The sequence below is a fragment of the Paenibacillus sp. MMO-177 genome (assembly GCF_037147795.1).
Classification (GTDB): Bacteria; Bacillota; Bacilli; order Paenibacillales; family Paenibacillaceae; genus Pristimantibacillus.
The window spans coordinates 118,612-140,000 of sequence record NZ_JBBCUR010000014.1; the positions used below are offsets into that span (position 1 = coordinate 118,612).

Below are 21,389 nucleotides of genomic sequence, written 5' to 3' on the forward strand. Positions count from 1 at the left end.
TAAATGAATAAGACCGGAATAAGCCTGCTGACCGGTTGCTGTCTGGTTGCGATGGTGATTGCCGGATGCTCGGACTCCGCGCCGGGCAACCAGACCGGAGAGGCAGACCAAGCCGTTATGGCTTTTACAAAAGGCAAGGCTTTGAGCGGAGCCTTCTCGGACCCCCGGCTTGCTGACATGAAAGGAGTGGCGGAGAATGATCAGCTCCGGTTATTCGCGGATGATCAGACCGGCGAAATTGCCGTACTTCATAAGCAAAGCGGAGAGGTGTGGCGCAGCAACCCTCCGGGCCGAAATGACGATTCCGTTGCGGCAGGCGTAAACAAGGATTTGTTATCGTCCCAGATCAAGCTGGATTTTTACAATAGCTTCGGGCAGCTCAATTCGATTAACTCCTATACGGACAGCGTCGTTAATAAACAGATCAGCATGGAGAAGCTTCCAAACGGGCTTAGCGTGACTTATCAATTCGGCAAGATGGAGAAGACGGTTGAGGATATGCCGAAAATGATGAGTGTCGAGCGCTTTGAATCATTAAACAAGAAGCTGGATAAAACCGGGCAGCGCGCATTAAAAATCGCTTACAAAGAAAACAAGGAGAAGACGGCCTACGAAAGAAATGACAGCGCGTTAAACGGTCTTCAGCTAGACCGTGCGTTAAAAGCGATCGAAGCCGCGGGTTATACCGAAGAAGACCTTAAACAGGATATGGAGGAGCTTCATTTCACCCAAGAGAAAACCGCGCCGAGAATTTTTAAAGCGACTATAAAGTACGCTTTGGACGGCAACAGTCTCGTTGCTTCCGTTCCGGTGGCCGACATCCAATACCCGGAAGAGTACCCGGTCAATAGCGTGTCTTTCCTCAATTTCTTCGGAGCGGGCGGAACAGGGGATAAAGGCTCGATGCTTGTTCCGGATGGCTCCGGCGCCCTGATTAACTTTAACAGCGGGAAAACCCGCTATCCTTCCTATCAGCAGGTTGTTTACGGGCAAGACAATACAACGGCGAGGACGGAAGATGCGGCAAGAGAAGAAGCGGTAAGACTTCCGGTATTCGGGATCATCCGCGGGGACAGCGCTTTCCTCGGCATTATTGAAGAGGGGGAGTCTGTGGCTACGATTAATGCGGATATAAGCGGAAGGTTAAACAGCTACAACTATGTTTACCCAAGTTTTAATGTCATCAATAAAGGCCAGGTTACGCTTGACGCAAACGGTCAGCAGCGTTCCCTTCCCAAGTTTCAAGAAAACCCGATGAAATCCGATTTCGTTGTCCGTTATGCTTTCCTAAGCGGCGAGGATGCCAATTATCAGGGAATGGCGAGCTATTACAAGGAGTATTTGACGCAGAACAAGGCGCTCCCGGCGCAGGGAACAGTCTCCGTCAAGGAGGATATCCCTTTCTATCTTCAGCTTGATGGCAGCATTTCGGACAAAAAACATTTCATGGGCATACCTTACAGGGCTCTTGAATCGCTCACCACCTTTAGCGAGGCCAAGGATATCATTAATCAGATGAACCAGCTTGACGTGCATCAGATTAAGCTGAAATATGCCGGCTGGTTCAACGGCGGCGTGGATCATAAAGTGCCCAAATCCATTGACGTTGACGATGAGATTGGGGGCAGCAAAGGGCTGAAGGACTTTGCTTCGTTTGCAGCGGGTAACGGCGTCACGTTATTTCCCGATGTTGCGGTTCTTACAGCGAATACGGGCGCCGATTTTAATGAGACCAAATCGGCATCCCGAACGCTGAGAGGGGACCCTGCCGTCCTTTACCCGGTAGATCTGGCGTTAAATCGCCGGGATATAGCGAAGAGCCCGTCTTATATTGTTACCCCGAGGCTGGTGGAGAGCTATGTGGAATCGGCTTTAAAGGGACTCGGAAAATTCGAGGTACCAGGCATCTCGTTGCGAGACCTCGCCAATCAGTTGAATAGCGATTACCGAAAGCATAACCAAATAGACCGGACGGAATCGGAGCAGATCTCGCGCGAAGCGCTGGCGAAGCTGCAGGGTTTGCAGGTGATGGGCAACGGCGGCAATGCCTACGCGCTGCCGTATCTTTCGGACATAACGAATGCGCCGATGGGCAATAGCGGGTTTAAGCTCGAGGATGAGCAGATCCCGTTCTATCAAATGGTTATTCGCGGCAATGTCGAGTATACCGGCAGGCCGTACAATCTCTCGAATTATACGAATGAAAAGCAATACATTCTGAAATGCCTGGAATATGGAGCAAATGTTTATTTCGAATGGATTTACGAGCCGAACTATACCGTCAAGGACACGGACCATAACGAGCTGTACGCGGTGAACTATAAGCTCTGGCTGGACAAAGCGGCAACCATGTATCAGGAGGTCAACAAGGTGCTCCGGAATGTCCGGAATGAGCCGATTACCGGTCATGAGAAGCTGCAGGAAGGCGTGTATAAAACGGTATACGGCAACGGGATATCTATCATTGTCAACTATAACCGTTCTCAAGTGAATGTGGATGGCAAGACGATAGAAGCCGAGAGTTACTTGACGGGTGGTGACCAATCTTGAAACGAATGCTAAAGCTCGGCATGAAGCAACGAACCTATGCGGAGCAGAAAGCTCTGCTTGGCTTTCTGTTCGTTTTACCCTGGCTGCTTGGGTTTATCTTTTTCTTTATTATTCCTCTGATCAACTCTTTCCGGTATAGTCTCAGCAAGATTGATGCGAATTCATCGGGGATTCAGATCAGTTTTATCGGCTTCAAAAACTATGTAAATGCCTTGACCGTAAATACAAGCTTCAACCGTACCTTGACGGAATCGATTCTTAACATGGTCGTTAACGTCCCGTTAATCGTTATTTTCAGCTTGTTCCTGGCCGTTCTCCTGAACCAGAAATTTATCGGCCGTTCAATTGCCCGTTCGATATTCTTCCTGCCGGTCATTCTAGCATCGGGAGTCATTATGACGCTGGAGACTTCCAGTCTTGTCCAAGCCGTCAATGACCAGAATCAGGGCACGGGCGGAGCTATCCATGCTTTAGGTGCCTATGAGCTGGCAGGATTGATGCAGGATGCGGGCGTAAGCGAGAGCATCGTTAATTATTTGACTAGCGCGGTGGAACGGATCTACCAGATTGTCAGTCAATCGGGCGTGCAGATTCTGATCTTCCTGGCCGGCATCCAGACGATCTCTCCGCAGCTTTACGAAGCTTCCAAGATGGAAGGGGCAACGGGCTACAAGTCGTTCTGGAAGATTACTTTCCCGATGGTCAGCCCGCTCATTCTGGTCAATATGATCTATACCATTATTGATTCTTTCTCGCGGAACGACATGACGGATCTGATCAAAGAAACGGGCTTTACCAACTTTGATTTCGGACTGAGCTCGGCAATGGCTTGGCTGTACTTCGTTTCTATTATGCTGATCCTGCTTATCAGCTCCTATATTGTTTCGAAGAAGGTCTTCTACCAAGAATAGAAAGCAGGTGATTTTGTTGATCCTAGCCCGATTGTTATCGCTTGAAAGCTGGAAACGCTGGGTTTGGTCGTTTGTTCGGCTCGTGCTGATTGCCGGCCTGTCATTTGTCATTCTGTATCCGATTATTCAAAAGATATCTACCGCCATCAAAGCAAAAACCGATCTATATTCGCCTATTGTCGTTTGGATACCGGAGCATTATTCCCTTGAGAATTTCAAGAATGCCATATCCATCATGGACTACTGGAAAACGCTGCTCAACACGTTTACTTTGTCGGCGACAACGACCATTTTAACGGCCATTTCTTGCGCGCTGGCGGGTTACGCTTTTGCGAGATTGAAGTTCAGGGGCAGCAATCTGCTGTTTGCGGGAGTCATTCTAACTATCATGGTGCCGCCGACGACAATTCTTATCCCGATGTACCTGAATCTAAAGGACTTTACTCTAATGGGTTTGATCCCCCTTATTACGGGGAAATCCGTGAATCTGCTGAATTCGTATTGGCCGTTTATCCTGACGTCCATTACGGCGAACTCCTTGAAAGCCGGTCTGTACATCTTTATTTTTCGCCAGTTTTTCCGTGGAATTCCGAGGGAAGTGGAGGAAGCAGCCTACATGGACGGAGCAAGCGTCGGGCAGACTTTTCTGCGGATTATGCTGCCTAACGCGGTTCCTTCCATTATTACGGTCCTGCTGTTCTCTTTTGTCTGGCAATGGAACGACAGCTTCTTTACCACAACGTATTTGACCTCGAGCAACGTCATGTCGACGCAGCTGTCTTCCTTGCCTTATAACCTGTCTATCATTCTCGGAAACGACGCTTCTGCCAAGGATCCTTTCTACTTGAGCATGGTACAGGACACGGGGATTTTGCTGGCGATACTGCCGCTTATTGTTTTATATCTGTTCGTACAGCGATATTTCGTTGAAAGCATTGAACGGACGGGACTTGTCGGGTAATTCAAAACGAATTGTTTTTGTCGATAAAACCTGCCTCTATACGCGGCCGCTCTTCTTCGAGCGGCCGAGGTAGAGGTTTTCTCATTTCAATAGAAAGAAGGTTTCTTATGTTTCCTTTTCGCAAGAGCCCAGCATTTATTCTTTCAGCAATTATTCTGACCGCTGTTATTTTGGTGCTGGCGTTGAATAAATCCGGTGAAACCGTCGAAGCTCCCGTTACGGCAAAGATTGACGAATCACCAGCTTCTGAAAAGCCAGATCCCGGCACGGAGCCGGCCAAGCAGTCTGCCGAGGTTAACTCTCCATCCGTCCAGACGGATATTCCGTCGCTTGCGGATACGTTCAAGGAGGAGTTTTTTATTGGAGCCGCTCTTGAGCCCGGCCAGACAAGCGGGTTGTCGGCGGAGCTCATGAAGAAGCAGGTGAATATGGTTGTCGCGGAGAATGCTATGAAACCGGCCTCCATCCAGCCGATTGAGGGCCAGTTCCAATGGGAGCAGGCCGATCGGATCGTTGCGTTCGCCAAGGCAAACGGCATGGCGGTTCGCTTCCATACTCTCGTATGGCATAACCAGGTGCCGGATTGGTTCTTCCTTGACGCAGACGGAAAGCCGATGGTTGACGAGACCGATGCCAAGAAGCGGGAAGCCAACAAGAAGCTTCTGCTGGGCCGTCTGGATGCTCATATTCGGGCAATCGTGGGACGTTACAAGGAGGATATCCAATATTGGGACGTTGTTAATGAAGTCATAGAACCGGCTGATCCTGACGGTATGCGGAACAGCAATTGGTACAAAATTACGGGAACCGATTATATTGAAACAGCTTTTCGCGCGGCGAGGGATGCGGGAGGGCCCGGAATAAAGCTGTATATCAATGACTATGGCACGGATGATCCGAGAAAGCGCGATCGCTTGTATGCTTTGGTTAAAGAGATGTTGGATAAAGGCGTTCCGATAGACGGCGTCGGCCATCAGACCCATATCAGCATTTATAGCCCTGCCATATTGAACATTATCGATTCTATGAAAAAATTCAAGGAGCTGGGGCTCGATAATCAGATTACCGAGCTTGATATGAGCCTCTATAATTGGAACGACCGCACCGATTTCGGAGACCAAGTGCCGGAAGAAATTTTACGGAAACAGGCGGAGCGTTACAAGGAATTATTCGAAGCCTTAAAGTCTAATAAAGGGCTTGTGAGCGCCGTTGTGTTCTGGGGAATCGCCGACGATCATACCTGGCTCAGCACATTCCCTGTCGAACGGACGGAAGCGCCGCTGCTCTTTGATAAAAAGCTGCAAGCAAAGCCCGCTTTCTGGGCAATAGCGGATCCATCAAAGCTTGATTAACCGGAGGTAGAGAACATGAAGAGCATGAATCCAAAAATATGGTTCAACAAGCCTGCAGCCAAGTGGGACGAAGCGCTGCCGGTCGGAAACGGAAGATTAGGAGCTATGGTATTCGGCAGTCCGGACGGGGAAAGATTGCAATTAAACGAGGACAGCCTGTGGTTCGGCGGGCCGGTTAACCGAAACAATCCGGATGCGCTGGCGAATTTGCCCCAGATCCGAAAGCTGCTGTTGGAAGGAAGATTAAGCGAGGCAAACCGCCTCGCGGCCATTAGTCTGTCGGGCGTGCCGGAATCGCAAAGACATTATTTGCCTTTGGGCGATCTCCATCTGACCATGACGAATTCTGCCGGAGAAATAACCAATTATCGCAGGGAGCTTGACTTGAGCGAAGGAATAGTTCGAGTCAGCTTTAATAAAGGCGGATTCAGCTATACGAGAGAAGTATTTGCCAGTTACCCGGATCAAATTCTCGTCGTTCGCCTATCCACCGATTGTCCGGCCGGGCTGTCCTTGGATGTCCGGTTAGCGGGGATTCGAAACAGGCATTTGGATCAAACGGAACGAATAGACGAAACGGCGCTGCGAGTACTCGGCAAAGCCGGCGGCGAGGGCGGCGTTCGTTATGCCGCAGCTCTTCGCGTTCTGCCTGAAGGCGGTACAGCCAAGATTACCGGTGAATTTATGATTATCGAAGGCGCGCAAAGCATGACGTTGCTCTTGTCGGCATCCACCTCATTCCGTTATGAGGACCCGGCTTCCGAATGCAAGCGGATTATTGACGAGGCATCGTCTTATTCATACGAGCAGCTGCGCAGACGTCATGCGGAGGACTTTCGTTCTTTGTTCAACCGAGTTTCCATAAGCCTGGGCAGCCGCTCAAACGATCGGGAGAATGATATCGCTTTACTGCCAACCGATATGCGGCTTGAACGGATGCGGGAAGGGCAAGAAGACCACGACCTGCTGGGCTTATATTTTCAATTTGGCCGCTATCTGTTAATTTCCTCCAGCCGCCCCGGCTCGTTGCCGGCCAACCTGCAGGGGATATGGAATGACAGCCTAACGCCTCCATGGGATAGCAAGTTTACGATTAATATCAATACCCAGATGAATTATTGGCCTGCGGAAATCGGCAACTTGTCCGAATGCCACGAGCCGCTGTTTGATCATATCGAGCGAATGAGGGAGCCGGGACGCGTTACGGCGGCCGAGATGTACGGCTGCCGCGGCTTTGTCGCGCACCATAATACGGATATTTGGGCGGATACGGCGCCGCAGGATATTTATTTGCCGGCAACCTATTGGCCAATGGGGGCTGCTTGGCTGTGCCTCCATATCTGGGAGCACTATAGCTTCACGGGGAATAAGTCGTTTCTTGCTAAGCGTTATGGAACGATGAAGGAAGCGGCACTATTTTTCTTGGATTATTTGACGGAGCTGCCGGATGGCCGATTGGTAACCAATCCTTCCGTTTCTCCGGAGAATACGTATATCCTGCCGAACGGAGAATCCGGCACTTTATGTTATGGTCCCGCGATGGACAGCCAAATCCTGCACGAACTATTTACATGCTGTATTGAGGCTTCAACTCTGCTTGAGTTGGACGAGGATTTCAGGGGGCAGTTAATTGACGCGAGAGCAAAGCTGCCGAAGACCGGGATTGGGAGATATGGCCAAATTCAGGAATGGCTTGAGGATTATGAAGAAGCGGAACCCGGGCATCGCCATATCTCGCATTTGTTTGCTTTGTACCCGGGCAGCCAGTTCACGGTTCGCGGGACACCGGAATTAGCCGAAGCGGCACGGGTAACGCTGCAGCGCAGGCTTGCAAACGGCGGAGGGCATACCGGCTGGAGCCGGGCTTGGCTCATTAATTTTTGGGCACGTCTTGGGGACGGCGAAGAAACGTACCGGAATGTGCTGGCGCTGCTTCGTCATTCCACCCTCCCGAATTTATTTGACAATCATCCGCCGTTTCAAATTGACGGCAATTTCGGTGGAACGGCGGGAATTGCCGAAATGCTGCTGCAAAGTCACGCCGGCGAGCTGAATCTCCTTCCGGCTTTACCGGAAGCCTGGGCGGAAGGAAAAATAACGGGGTTGAAAGCCCGTGGAGGATATACGGTCGATTTGGAGTGGGACAGCAGCGGTCGATGGGATGCCTGCATTCAGGCAGCATTTACCGGACGCTGCGTGGTCCTTTCCGCTGCCGTCTTCCTCGTGTCCTGCGATGACCTTCCCGTTATTTTCGATCCTAAAGAGGATGGAGCGGTTGCATTCGATGCCGAGGAGGGGAAAGTTTATGTGCTCGGAGGCAGCTATAAGGCGGAATACTGCTATATCGCTGGGAAATGAAATCGAACCTATGAGAGGAGAATAACGATGACCCTATATGCTTCCGAGGAGCCTGTTGATTTTGGCTCGAAGACTTATCGCAATATGATTGCGAAATCATTGCTTGACAAAGGCAATAATAAGCGGCTGAAAGCCGCGATTGCCAAGGCGAAGAGAGGCGATGATGTTACGATTGCTTTTATTGGCGGATCGATCACGCATGGGGCGGGAGCTGAGCCTCTCCACACCGGCTGCTACGCTTACCTAACCTATACCGCTTTCAAAGAGAGGTTTGGTAAAGACGGGGGCGATCATATCCGTTTGATCAAAGCGGGAGTCGGAGGCACGCCTTCCGAGCTGGGCATGATTCGTTATGACCGCGACGTACGAAGAGACGGGGAGGCTGAGCCTGATATTGTCGTCGTTGAATTTGCTGTCAACGATGCCGACGATGAGACAAATGGAGTTTGCTACGAAAGTCTCGTGCTTAAAGCTCTTGCCGCTCGCAATGCGCCAGCCGTTATCCTGCTGTTCAGCGTGTTTGAGAACGATTGGAATTTGCAGGACCGGCTTTCCCTTGTCGGCAAGCAATATGGTCTGCCCATGGTAAGCGTGAAGGATGCAGTGACGGAGCAGTTCTACAAATCAAAGGAAGAAGGCCATGTCATCTCCAAGCAGCAATTTTTCAGCGACATTTATCATCCTACCAACGCGGGGCACCGCATTATGGCCGATTGTTTAAGCTGGTTATTCTCTGAAACCGACAAACATGCACCAAATGAGGAGGACATGCTCCTTAATAAGCCGCCCGTTTACGGCAATGATTTTGCAAACGTACAATTGCTGGATCGGAACAATTTCGAAGAAATAGCCATCCTGGCGGAAGGCAGTTTTCATGCTTATGATTCCGAGCTGCAGTTTGCCGAAATGGATGACCATCCCACGGGCACGCCCCTGTTCCCTTTCAATTGGATGCGTACACCGGAAGCCGGAAACGAGAGCTTCACCATGACGATTCATAGCAAAAGCCTGCTCCTCATTTATAAAAATTCCGGGAGCGATGATTTCGGAAACGCCGATATCCGGGTCGACGGAAAGCTTGTACGGGTGGCCGAATCCCATACAGTCGGGTGGACGCGCTGCCACGCCGTTATTTTGTATCGGGAACTTGCTTCGAAAGAACATACGGTAGAAGTCAATATGGCGGCTGGCAATGAGAATAAGCGGTTTACGATTCTTGGCTTCGGGTTTGTAAGATAAGAAGGTTAATAAACACATAAACATGTACATACAAGTTGCGATGATGTTATACTGTCTACAGACAAGTTAGTTATACCGAACTTCATTCAAAATTCATTAATCATAATGGAGGAACAAACATGAGTCTTGATGTGAGAGAGGCTATTAAGAACGGCAAAACAGTACTTGGAATCGAGCTGGGTTCTACCCGGATTAAAGCAGTTCTCATCGGTGAAGACAATACGCCAATTGCATCGGGCAGTCATGACTGGGAGAACAGCTACCTCAATAATATTTGGACGTACAGCCTGGAGGATATTTGGAAGGGCGTTCAAGACAGCTACCTGAAGATGGCGGGCGATGTGAAGCAGCGGTATGGCGTGGCTTTGCAAACGATTGGCGCCATTGGTTTTAGCGGAATGATGCACGGCTATATGGTGTTTGATCAGGCCGGCAATCAGCTCGTTCCATTCCGTACGTGGAGAAATAATATAACGGAGCAGGCTTCGGCGGAGCTGAGCGAATTGTTTAATTTCCATATTCCTCAGCGGTGGAGCATTGCCCATCTGTATCAAGCGATTCTGAATCAAGAAGCGCATATTGCGGACATTCATTTCCTGACCACTCTGGCGGGGTACATTCACTGGAAATTGACCGGCCGGAAGGTTCTTGGCGTAGGCGAAGCATCCGGCGTATTCCCGATTGATATCCATAAGGGCAGCTTTAGCGAAACGATGATTAATCAATTCAACGAGCGGATTGCGGCGAAAGAGCTCCCTTGGAAGCTCGAGGATATTTTGCCGCAGGTATTGGTTGCCGGCGAACATGCCGGCGTACTGACAGAGGAAGGCGCGAAGCTGCTGGACGTGTCGGGAGAGCTGCAGGCGGGAATTCCGTTCTGCCCTGCCGAAGGCGACGCCGGAACCGGCATGGTTGCGACAAACAGTATCGCGAAGCGCACGGGCAACGTGTCCGCGGGAACGTCGGTATTTGCGATGGTTGTTCTGGAGAAGGAACTGTCCAAGGCCTATGATGAAATCGACCTCGTTACGACGCCTACCGGCAATCTGGTCGCCATGGCTCACTCCAACAACTGTTCGTCCGATCTGAATGCATGGGTTGGCCTGTTTGACGAATTTGCCAAGGTAATGGGCCTGGACGTTGACGCAAACAAGCTGTACGGTACTTTGTACAACTTGGCTCTGCAAGGCGATCCGGATGGCGGCGGTCTGCTTGCTTACGGCTATCTCTCGGGCGAGCACATGACGCATTTCGAAGAAGGCCGTCCATTGTTTGTGCGTTCCTCGGAGAGTAACTTCAATCTGGCGAATTTCATGCGCGTCCATTTGTTTACGGCACTTGGAGCGCTGAAGATCGGCATGGATATTCTTCTTAAAGAAGAGGAAGTAAAGCTGGACCAGATTCTGGGTCATGGCGGTTTATTCAAGACGGAAGGCGTTGGCCAGAAGATCATGGCGGGCGCTCTGAACGTTCCCGTATCCGTAATGGAGACAGCGGGCGAAGGCGGAGCGTGGGGGATCGCCTTGCTTGCTTCCTATATGATGAACAAAACAGAGAACGAAACGCTGGAAGGCTTCCTGAACGGGAAGGTGTTTGCGGGCAAAGCCGGCTCGCAGGTTTCCCCTGATCCGAAGGATGTAGATGGCTTTGAAGTCTTTATGAAACGGTATAAGGCGGGACTTTCCATTGAAAGAGCCGCCGTTGAATATTTGAAATAAGCCGTTATCCCGCGCGTGCGGATAGTCGAAACGATTGGAGCCAGGAGTAGTATTTCCTGGCTCTGATTTGTTAATCTATACTCATATCGCAGAATCGTGCAGACAAGCTAGCAAAGGGGCAAGTTCATGAAAGAAAAATCATTGCCGAAATACATTCAGCTGAAGAAAGAAATATTGGTATGGCTGGATACGGGGAAGCTGCAGCCCAATGAACAGATGCCTTCAGAGAACGAGATTTCCGAACAATTCGGGTTAAGCAGGCAAACGGTCCGCCAAACGCTTGGCGAGCTTGAGAAGGAAGGCAGGCTGTACCGCCTGCAAGGAAAGGGTACCTTCGTTGCGGATGCGCGGGAAAGCGAGAGCCGCGTGGAAACGCAGACGATAGGTCTCATAACGACGTATATTTCGGATTATATTTTCCCGCATATCGTTCGGGGGACGGAAGCGGCGATTCGCGCTAAAGGTTACCGGCTTATGCTCTCCAGCACGGATAACGACAAGGGCAGGGAACGGGAAAGCCTGTCGATGTTAACCAGCCAGCCGCTAAGCGGATTAATTATCGAACCGACCAAAAGCGCGGAAGGAAACCCAAACCTCGCTTATTTTCTCGCGCTTAACAACCGGCGAATCCCTTATGTCATGATTAACGCCAGATACCCGGAAATCAGCTGCCCTTCCCTCGTTATTGACGATGAAGAAGGCGGCAGAACGGCAGCGCAGCATTTGCTCGAGCTGGGACATCGCCGGATCGTCGGATTTTTCAAGACGGATGACCAGCAGGGGGTACTGCGCCTCAAAGGCTTTATGCGCGCGCATCAGCAGGAGGGCTGTCTGCTTCCGCCGGAATTTGTAGTGGCTTACCGGACGGAGGAGAAAGCGGAGAAGCCGGTTGCGGAAGCAGCGCGGCTTCTGTCGCTGCCGGAGGAGGAGCGGCCAACGGCTTTCGTCTGCTACAATGACGAGCTGGCCTTGCAGCTGCTTGATGTGATCCGCCAAGCCGGATTATCGGTACCGCACAATATATCCATCGTAGGGTTTGACGATTCACCGCTTGCAACGGCTTCCGAAGTGAAGCTGACGACGCTTGTTCATCCGAAGTCGGAAATGGGTGAGGATGCCGCAAGGATGTTATTCGAGCTGATTGAAAGCGGCGGGGCGTCGGTTCCGGAATCCCAAATATACAAGCCAAGTTTGATTATTAGGGAATCCACCCGCAAGATGTAATGACAAGTCGTAGGGCAAGGGAAAATAATTGTAGAAAACATGTACGTACAAGTGTATAATGACATTGAAAATGAAGTTCGACGAAAGGATGAGCATCATGCTGGAGCGGTTAAAGCAAGAGGTATTGGAAGCCAACTTAGATTTGCCTAAGTATGGTCTTGTTACATTTACCTGGGGAAATGTGAGCGGTATCGATCGGGAAAGCGGCCTTGTAGTCATCAAACCGAGCGGGGTGCCTTACGATAAGCTGAAGCTGGAGGATCTCGTTGTTGTTGATCTTGAGGGAAATAAGGTGGAAGGCGATCTCCGGCCATCCTCGGATACGCCAACCCATCTTGTCCTATATAAAGCATTTCCGCATATTGGCGGTATCGTGCACACGCATTCTCCGTGGGCGACAAGCTGGGCCCAAGCCGGCCGCGGCATTCCTGCGCTTGGCACCACGCATGCCGATTATTTCTACGGTGAAATCCCGGTTACCCGCGCCATGACACGCGCGGAGATCGAGAGCGCATATGAGCTTGAGACGGGCAACGTTATTGTTGAGACGTTCAAGGATAAAGATCCGATGATGATTCCAAGCGTGCTCGTGAACAGCCACGCGCCGTTTAACTGGGGCAAAGATCCTCATGAAGCCGTTCATAACGCGGTAGTGCTGGAAGAAGTAGCCAAGATGGCCCTTCATGCCTATAATCTTAATCCGGATGTTAAGCCGATGGATCAGTCTCTTCTCGACAAGCATTTTCTCCGGAAACACGGGGCAAATGCTTATTACGGACAAACCAAATAGCGAAGCGTACATGCTCCGCAGATCAAGACAATTTTCTTCTGTTCGCAGAAGGGAATTGTCTTTTTTTGTTCTATCCCTACACCAGGTCTCTCGGGCCACTCCTGTATATTAAAATCCAAATAAGGAATATTATTCATACGATGCCATTGACGCCAGAGTAAGAGCAATCAAAGGAATGATTATGGATGTTGTCTTCTATTAAATCCCATATTCCGGGATGGAGCGTGTTTTTCCAGGCGTTAATAGCTCTTGTCGTTCCCATTCTGCTTTACTGGCTGTACAAATCGCTGGTTTCGCTTGCTGATGATAAGCTGGTCTCTTCTGGCGGGGCAACAAGCTTAAATTCTTCCTCGGACAATGCAACGCCTAGTGATCCCATTACCGCAAATTACGATGCCAATATGGATAATATCCGGAGCACGGTTGGGGTAAACAGCGATGTCGTCATACGCGAATTAACCATGGGGAATGCAAAGGTCCGTGCCGCTCTCATTTTTGTAAAGGGCATGCAGGAGGATCAAGTGCTTAAGCTGGGGATTATGCAAATGCTGCAGGATACCGAAGCCAATCTCCCTCTCCCGATCATAAACCGTTTACCGACGAGCTCGGCTCATGCGACCTCTTCCATGGAGGAGCTTAAGAAAGCCATCTTGTTTGGCTATTTGGCTCTAATAATTGACGGTCACAATGAAGGCTTGCTGATCAATCCGCCAAGCGGACCCGCCCGCGATATAACGGAGCCGGTATCCGAATCTCTGCTGCGCGGATCCCGCATTGGCTTTACGGAAGATATAAACGTAAACACGGCTATGCTGAGAAAGCAGGGAGTTACGGAAAACTTGCAAATCCGAAGTTATACGGTTGGCCACACCATTCAGAAGGAGCTGGCCATCGTATATTTGGATCAAATCGTAAACCCGGATTTATTGAAAGAGGTTAACGACCGGATCGAAAAGGTCAAGCTCGACTTTGCTGCCGAGTCCGGTTACATTGAACAATTGATTGAGGATAATTATTTAAGTCCTTTTCAGCAAATCCAAAATACGGAGCGTCCAGACCGGGTTATCGCAGCGCTGCTCGAAGGCAGAATTGCGATTTTGCTGGACGGCACGCCGTTTGCTCTGATTGTTCCCGTTACATTCAGCATGCTGCTGCAGTCCCCGGAGGATTATTTCGAACGCTGGCTGCCCGGTTCCCTGTTGCGAATGCTGCGGTTTTTGGCTGCCTTTATTGCGGTCATGGCCCCATCCCTTTATATTTCGTTTATTTCCTTTCATCCGGGATTAATTCCTACGGAGCTTGCCTTAACGATTATTGAAACGAGGCAGAACGTTCCTTTTCCGGCTTTGATCGAGGTTATGATTCTGGAAATTTCCATCGAATTATTGAGAGAAGCGGGAATTCGGCTGCCGAAGCCGATTGGACCCGCGATGGGGATCGTAGGCGGTCTTGTTATCGGGGAAGCGGCGGTGCAAGCGGGGATCGTCAGTCCATTTCTTGTTATCGTTGTTGCGGTAACAGCGATATCCTCCTTCTCGATTCCGGTCTACAGCGCGGGGATTACGCTTCGGCTCCTCCGGTTCGTCGCGATGCTGTTCGCCTCGATTCTAGGCATGTTTGGAACCATCCTGTTCTTCTTGCTGATCTGCAGTCACTTATCCAAGCTAAAAAGCTTTGGCGTTCCCTATCTAACTCCGTTAAGCCCATACCGCTGGAGCGATTGGAAGGATTTCTTCCTGCGCGTACCGATCTTCTTGATGAAGAGGAGACCAAAGCTAATGAAAACGATACAAAACAAACGCAGGTAGAATCGAGGGAAACGATGTCTGTTTCAAAATCATTTCTTGCGCCGGACGACAAAATCACATCTTCGCAGGCGGCGCTGGTTTTAAATAATTCGATGCTGGGAGCGGGCATTCTGACCTTGCCAAGAAGCGTCAGCGAGACGGTAAAAACGCCTGACAGCTGGATATCCGTTCTGATGGGCGGCCTGATCATTATGCTTGTTGTAACGCTGATGGTTAAATTAAGTCTGCGCTTTCCGGGCAAGACCGTCTATCAATATACGCAAATCTTGGCAGGCCGGTATCCCGGAATTTTATGGTGCCTGTTATTAATCCTGTATTACATCGTAATTGCGGGCTTCGAGATTCGCGCGATGTCGGAGGTAACGATGTTTTATTTGCTGGAAGGCACGCCGATCTGGGCGATCATAATTCCGTTTATTTGGCTAGGCGCTTATTTGGTTCGAGGAGGCATTAATGCAATCGCGCGGGTGGGTCAGGTTGTATTTCCCATCAGCTTGTTTATTCTGATTGTTTCCTATGTGCTGAGCTTGAGGTTATTTCATATCGACAATTTGAGACCGGTTCTTGGCGACGGAATCTTTCCCGTTATCAAGGGGTTGAAATCCACCATTCTCGTCTACTCGGGGTGTGAGGTCGTCATGACGCTTGTGGCAAAATTGGAACATCCAAAGCAGGCGCTAAAAGCGATGCTGACCGGAATCGCCATTCCTGCCGGCATTTATTTTATTACCATTATTATGGTCATTGGCGGTTTGTCCGTCGATTCGGCAGTGACCAGTACATGGCCAACGATTGATCTGATCCGAAGCTTTGAGATTACGGGGTTTCTCTTCGAACGGTTCGAATTCCCTCTAATGGTCATTTGGCTGATGCAGATGTTCTGCAACTACAGCAGCTTCTTTTACAATTCATCCCTTGGTCTGTCGCAATTGTTCAACCTTCCTTACAAACCGGTTATTTTTGCGCTAGTACCGGTTATCTTCCTTGCGGCCATGGTTCCCAAAAATATTAATGAGCTGTTCAGGCTTGGAGATGACATCGGATATTTTAGCGTCCTTTTGTTTATTTTGTTTCCCGTCAGTCTTACGCTTATTGCTCTTATAAGATCCAAAGGCGGTACTCGGCATGAGAAGACTTAGGTTTCCGGTACTGCTGCTTGCCGCAGCATTTCTGATCACGCAATCCGGCTGCTGGAGCAGCAATGAGATTGAAGACCTTGCGATTTATGCGGGGATGGCGTTAGACAGTGGCAATAATGAGAGCCCGGTGGAAAAAGAACTTGAACAAGAGGGAGGAAGCTATTCCAAGCAGAATAAAATAACGGCGACGGTTCAAATTGTGCCCTTGAAGGTCGGGTCCAAGGATGAAACAAAGGGCAAGACTTCGCCTTATACGAATATTACGGGAACCGGCGATTCCATTCTCGAGATCTTTCGCCAGTTTTCCCTTCGCTTGAATAAGCCTATTATTGGCCATCACTTGAAAATTATCGTGATCTCCACGCAGCTGCTTCAAGAGAGGAGCATCAGGCAGGTGACGAATTTTATGCTTCGCGATAACGATATTCGGCCAAGCGTGAAGATTTTTCTTAGCTCGGGCAAGGCCATACAAGCCATAACGACAAAAACTCCCGACGAGGTACCGTCTTTCTATATTAACGATGTTGTGCATAACCAGTTCCGGACAAGCAAGATTATGGACGCCGTTCTACTGACGGATCTGGATGCCTTGATGCATTCCAAACAAAGCTTTATTCTTCAGAATATTATTCAGGCCAAAAAACATATCGAATTCTCGGGAGCCGGCATTATCAAAGGGGATACCGGACGCTGGATCGGGAATTTGTCGCAGGAAGACGTGGAATGCGTCAACTGGCTGACAAACCAAGGGGATAGCGGCACGATCAAAACCAACGATGAGCATGATAATCCAATCACCTACGAGATGAAAGCCATGAAAACCCGTATCCGGGTAGAGACGGATAAAGACAACCGGATCACCTTCAGGGTCCGCGTTGAAACCGAAGGCAGGATCAGCGAAGACTGGGATTTAGAGGCGGACCCTTCCTTGAGGTCCTATCAGAAAGAGGCAGAGAAGTTATTTAAGAGCAAGCTGACGAGCATGATGGAGCATTTGCTGGCCTCCATGCAGACCCGCTATAAGGTGGATGTAGCCAAATTCGGCGAGGCAGTGAGGATCCAGAAGCCAAAGCTATGGAAAGAGGTCAAAGCCAACTGGGATGACACGTTCAGCGCTTCGAAAGTTAACTTGGATATCGATCTGCGAGTGACCGATTATGGCTCTACGACAAAATAAACGAACGCGCAGCCTCTCGGGCGGCATTATGAGCCAGTCGATGCAGGCAGTTGTTTTTCTTATGCTTGCTTATGTATTTGATCTGAAGCTTGATATCGGGGAGTCTGCGGTTGAACTTAGCCAAAGCGGTTAACAGTTCCTTTCTTCCCGGCTCCCCCTCAGCTTGCGGATGCGCCAGCAAATGCGGAATGCGGATGCAGTCGGTGTAAACGACGGCGATTTTAGGCTGATGCTCTAATCCTGCTCTTGCTGCCGCAAGGGTTTCCAGGCTGAAAATAATCGCCATGATCTCGCCGTAGTTTGAGCCGTGATCCTCTGAAATCGGCAGCTTCTTGGCGGATAGGCTGATCGTCCGGTCAAAAACGGTACAACAAGCGGCCCCGTAAGCCTTGTGCAAAGGGAAGCCTGCATAATCGCAATATAGAAACATCGTGCCTTTGTTTAAGAGGTGTTGTCTTAATTTGGGGCTTGCATAAGCCTTTTTTACCAACGGATTGTTGTTTATATCCATGCGGACGTCTCCTATAACCATGATACGGGGGAAGGGTATTCGATCAGCATTCACCGATCGGCTTCTTTTTAAACCTGCCGTATTTTTTTCTGTAATCCAATAAGAAAGGGCTTACAATCTTGGCGGATTGACTTTATTCTAGTAGATGAAAGTTTACTGCATTCATTTCTATTAGGAGGAATAATCCATGAATAATAGCCTTACATCCGGTAACCCCGTTTTCCCTGGCTGGTATGCCGACCCGGAAGCAAGAATCTTTGAAGGGCGGTATTGGATTTACCCGACTTATTCGGCGAAATACGAAGAACAGCTGTTTCTGGACGCGTTCTATTCCGACGATCTTGTCAACTGGACCAAGGTAGAACGGGTTCTAGACAAGAAAGATTTCAAGTGGGCGGATAAAGCGGTGTGGGCCCCTTCGCCGATTGAGAGCAACGGCAAATATTATATCTATTTCTCGGCAAACGATATTCAAAGCAACGATGAGCTTGGGGGCATCGGCGTCGGAGTCGCGGACCGTCCGGAGGGACCGTTCCGCGATGCGATTGGCAAACCGCTGATTGACCGGTTCCATCATGGCGCGCAGCCTATCGATCCGCATGTTTTTCGTGATGAGGACGGACAGGTGTACCTCTACTACGGAGGTTGGGGACATTGCAATGTCGCCTTGCTAGGAGAGGATATGATCAGCCTGCTTCCATTCGAGGACGGAACCGTCTATCGCGAAGTAACGCCAAAGGACTATGTGGAAGGACCTTGCATGATCAAGCGGAACGGCAGGTATGTCTTTATGTGGGCGGAAGGCGGATGGGGCGGTCCTCATTATCGGGTAGCCTATGCGCTTGCGGATTCGCCGCTAGGACCTTTCGAGAGGATTGATACCATCTTGCAGCAGGATCCGGAAGTAGCGACCGGGGCGGGGCATCACGGATATATTCAAATCCCGGATACGGACGAGTATTACATTGTCTACCACAGGCGCCCGTTAACCGAAACGGCTTCGAACCACCGGGTGGTATGCATCGATCCGCTATACTTTAACGAAGACAATACGATTCGTCCCGTGAAAATCACCTTCGAAGGCGTTCTGGCCCGTAAACTGTAATCTGCGGACAAATCTTCTACATTCTGATTCTGTTGAATATATTCTCAGTAATGCAGAATGAAGGAGAGTTGGGCAAATGGAAGTATACTCTGCGGGATCCGTGTTGCCTGAGGGCAGCCTGCCAAGATGGCAGGTCGTTGAAGACTTTATCGCTTTTATCCGCGAAGCCAATGAGCTTCTTCAGAAGGAAATAGATTTGTCTCCGGCAAATCAATTGGTAACAAACGTCATTAGCCGCCTTTTTCTTCAGCTGCGTTCCCGTTATTTGCCGGAGGAGGTACAAGCCGTTCTGAGCAGCGAGTATATTCAAGCGCATCAGCGCCAGCTGCAGGATAAGCTCTCGGAAGCCGAGTTTCTTACCGAGCTCAGCGATTCCAGACAGGCTTGCCAAACGAAGGATTCCGTTCTGGACGCCGTAAAAAGTCTCCCGAATTGGCCGGTTTACATAGCACTTGTTAAGCGGGAACTGGATGCCCTCCGTCGGTTTACCGATACAAGCCGTCAAACGGAACGTTCTCCCATTGTGTTTGTGGGCAGCGGGCCTATGCCGCTAAGTCCCATGATTCTGCATCTGTTTAGCGGTGTGGAGGTAGTCTGCCTGGAGAAAGACATAGTGGCTTACGAGGCGTCCCGCACTTTGCTCGAGCATATGGAATTCGCGGCAAAAGTAAGGGTCGTATTGGAGAATGGAGCGAATTTCGATTACGGCTCGTATAACCGGATCTTTGTCGCCAGTCTTGTGAGAAACAAGCAGGCCGTGCTGGAACAGATAAGCCGCACCGCCTCGGATTCCCTGGTCGCCATGCGAACCGCTGAGGGAATGAAACAGATTATGTATGAAGCGATTGATGAGGAGGATCTCCGCAGCCAAGGATGGCATATCGTTGGACGGACGCAGCCTGACGAGGGTTTGGTCATCAATTCCACTTTATTTTTGAAGCACAAAGGCTTAGAATAAGCTGCAATAATATACTATAGGCGATTTCCATTCGGATGTAGGATATGAGAAGAGCGTGAAAGGAGCGGCTTCTCATGGATACTACATCTTTTTTTGTTTATTGTCTGGTTGCCACGTTTACACCAGGACCAACGAATATTCTGATCTTGTCCACCGTAAAAAACGCGGGAACGAAAAAGGCGATGATCTTCTCTTATGGATCGACGATTGGCTTTGGTTTGCTGCTTGTCTGTTCGGCCGCGTTAAATTCGGTGCTTCTGACGGTAATGCCAAAGTTTATTACGGTCCTCCAGGTTATCGGAAGCGCCTATATGGTCTATCTCGCTTACCGGATGGTCCGAAGCCGGCATTCGGAATCGGACGTCAACCAAAATGCTTCCTTTCGGTTTGGCGTCCTGCTGCAGTTTTTGAATCCCAAGACCGTTTTGTTTGCGTTAACCGTTATCCCGGCGTTTATTTTGCCCACTTATAGCGGGTTTACGGGAGTGTCCGTTGGTATTGCAGCCATCACTTTGATCGGATTTGCGGCCTTTTTTACATGGGTTCTCTTCGGAACAGTCTTCAAAACGTTTTTGCAGAAGCATCATACGGGTGCTAATCTGGTTATGGCTTTATTTTTAACTTACGCTGCCGTTATGATTTGGGTATAGCTTTGCGAGGTGAATAAGATGGAGTGGTTTATTTATAAAAAGTCGGCCGGCATTACCGCGTTATCGGCTACCATGACGGAGTTTAAATATAAGAAGCATGCCCATCGGGAATATGCCATCGGCGTTACCTTGCGCGGCATTCAGCGTTATAACCTGGACGGCAGCCTGCAGTTATCCCATAAGAACGGCGTTATGCTGTTTAATCCGGAACAGACGCATGACGGAATGGCGCATGACGAGGCGGGGCTTGATTACGTCATGCTGTATATTGAGCCGCAGCTGCTGCTCGAGGTTATGGAGAAGAAGGAGATTGTTCGGTTTTCAAATCCTATCGTGTACGACCGGGAACTGGAGCACAGGGTTCTGAATTTAACGAATGCGATCTTAAGCGAAAAGGATGAAGCGTTGTGCAGCGAATTTTTGCTTGCTCTAACGGATCGCCTTGCTGATTCCAGCCTTTCGACTTTCCGCACGCGACAGGATCATGCCTTGATCAGAAAAGCGAAAGACATGATTCACGCCAACCTGGAGCATGTCCTGAAGCTGGATGAGATTTGCATGGAGCTGGGATTGTCAAAATACCAGCTTATCCGATTATTCAAGGCTCATACCGGGATATCGCCGTATCAATATTTTCTAAACAGCAAGATCGAAAGGGCCAAGCAGCTTATCGAGAGCAGCAAGGATATTTATTCGGCGGTAGCCGCATGCGGTTTCGTGGATTTGACTCATCTGAATAAACATTTCAAGAGCGTCTACGGCACAACGGCTTTTGACTATATCTCGCATTTCCAATAACGGTTAAGCAGCTGCTTAACCGTTATTTTTGTGTACGCCCAGCATGGGCGTCATCTCTAGGGTGAAAGTCCCGAACGGGGGCTGGCGAACGCCTACCGTTAGCCAAGAGCAAGGGTGTCCGCCGTGAGGCGGAATCTGAA

At 49.8% G+C, this 21,389-nt stretch carries 17 protein-coding genes; 16 read left to right on the forward strand and 1 reads right to left on the reverse strand.

The genetic code is table 11. From position 1 onward, the window contains the following. Positions 1-3 precede the first annotated feature (3 nt). The 12 genes from WFK81_RS28065 (at position 4) to WFK81_RS28120 (ending at position 17,227) form a co-directional block, all read left to right on the forward strand. A complete protein-coding gene (locus tag WFK81_RS28065; protein ID WP_336790444.1) occupies positions 4-2,550 on the forward strand; it encodes a DUF5696 domain-containing protein in 2,547 nt (848 codons plus the stop codon). Between the two features lie 5 nt (positions 2,551-2,555). Beyond that, positions 2,556-3,461 carry a carbohydrate ABC transporter permease gene (locus tag WFK81_RS28070; protein ID WP_442956104.1) on the forward strand — a complete coding sequence of 302 codons (906 nt, stop codon included), beginning with the start codon at positions 2,556-2,558 and terminating at the stop codon, positions 3,459-3,461. Between the two features lie 16 nt (positions 3,462-3,477). Further along, entirely contained in the window at positions 3,478-4,422 is a 945-nt protein-coding gene (locus tag WFK81_RS28075) for a carbohydrate ABC transporter permease (RefSeq protein WP_336790479.1), read from the forward strand. A gap of 107 nt (positions 4,423-4,529) precedes the next feature. Next, a complete protein-coding gene (locus tag WFK81_RS28080; RefSeq protein WP_336790448.1) occupies positions 4,530-5,774 on the forward strand; it encodes an endo-1,4-beta-xylanase in 1,245 nt (414 codons plus the stop codon). Between the two features lie 15 nt (positions 5,775-5,789). Beyond that, a complete protein-coding gene (locus WFK81_RS28085; protein ID WP_336790450.1) occupies positions 5,790-8,132 on the forward strand; it encodes a glycosyl hydrolase family 95 catalytic domain-containing protein in 2,343 nt (780 codons plus the stop codon). Positions 8,133-8,159: 27 nt separating this feature from the next. Next, entirely contained in the window at positions 8,160-9,371 is a 1,212-nt protein-coding gene (locus WFK81_RS28090; RefSeq protein WP_336790452.1) for an SGNH/GDSL hydrolase family protein, read from the forward strand. A 119-nt stretch (positions 9,372-9,490) separates the two neighbouring features. After that, positions 9,491-11,089 (forward strand): xylulokinase, encoded by a 1,599-nt coding sequence (locus WFK81_RS28095; protein ID WP_336790454.1) that lies wholly within the window; start codon positions 9,491-9,493, stop codon positions 11,087-11,089. Between the two features lie 126 nt (positions 11,090-11,215). Further along, a complete protein-coding gene (locus WFK81_RS28100; protein WP_336790456.1) occupies positions 11,216-12,313 on the forward strand; it encodes a GntR family transcriptional regulator in 1,098 nt (365 codons plus the stop codon). A 97-nt stretch (positions 12,314-12,410) separates the two neighbouring features. Then, positions 12,411-13,103, forward strand: a complete 693-nt coding sequence (gene araD / locus WFK81_RS28105; RefSeq protein WP_336790480.1) for an L-ribulose-5-phosphate 4-epimerase — start codon at positions 12,411-12,413, stop codon at positions 13,101-13,103. A 185-nt stretch (positions 13,104-13,288) separates the two neighbouring features. After that, on the forward strand, positions 13,289-14,911 hold the full coding sequence (locus WFK81_RS28110) for a spore germination protein (protein ID WP_336790458.1): 1,623 nt from the start codon (positions 13,289-13,291) through the stop codon (positions 14,909-14,911). Positions 14,912-14,925: 14 nt separating this feature from the next. Continuing rightward, positions 14,926-16,050 (forward strand): GerAB/ArcD/ProY family transporter, encoded by a 1,125-nt coding sequence (locus tag WFK81_RS28115; protein WP_336790460.1) that lies wholly within the window; start codon positions 14,926-14,928, stop codon positions 16,048-16,050. Beyond that, positions 16,037-17,227, forward strand: coding sequence for a Ger(x)C family spore germination protein (locus tag WFK81_RS28120; protein WP_336790461.1), 1,191 nt, complete (start codon positions 16,037-16,039; stop codon positions 17,225-17,227). The genes WFK81_RS28115 and WFK81_RS28120 overlap by 14 nt, the downstream gene beginning before the upstream one ends. On the opposite strand, the gene WFK81_RS28125 is transcribed toward WFK81_RS28120, so the two are convergent. Then, a complete protein-coding gene (locus WFK81_RS28125) occupies positions 17,214-17,738 on the reverse strand; it encodes a hypothetical protein (protein ID WP_336790463.1) in 525 nt (174 codons plus the stop codon). The genes WFK81_RS28120 and WFK81_RS28125 overlap by 14 nt on opposite strands. Before the next feature lie 187 nt (positions 17,739-17,925). Here WFK81_RS28125 and WFK81_RS28130 point away from each other — a divergent pair, with 187 nt between their 5' ends. The 4 genes from WFK81_RS28130 to WFK81_RS28145 all read left to right on the forward strand — a co-directional run bounded on the left by WFK81_RS28130 (position 17,926) and on the right by WFK81_RS28145 (position 21,249). Beyond that, complete coding sequence (locus WFK81_RS28130) at positions 17,926-18,843, forward strand: glycoside hydrolase family 43 protein (RefSeq protein ID WP_336790465.1); 918 nt, start codon at positions 17,926-17,928, stop codon at positions 18,841-18,843. 76 nt (positions 18,844-18,919) lie between these two features. Beyond that, complete coding sequence (locus WFK81_RS28135) at positions 18,920-19,801, forward strand: nicotianamine synthase family protein (protein WP_336790467.1); 882 nt, start codon at positions 18,920-18,922, stop codon at positions 19,799-19,801. 74 nt (positions 19,802-19,875) lie between these two features. Beyond that, entirely contained in the window at positions 19,876-20,451 is a 576-nt protein-coding gene (locus tag WFK81_RS28140) for a LysE family translocator (RefSeq protein WP_336790469.1), read from the forward strand. An 18-nt stretch (positions 20,452-20,469) separates the two neighbouring features. Continuing rightward, entirely contained in the window at positions 20,470-21,249 is a 780-nt protein-coding gene (locus WFK81_RS28145) for an AraC family transcriptional regulator (protein WP_336790471.1), read from the forward strand. Positions 21,250-21,389: the final 140 nt, after the last annotated feature.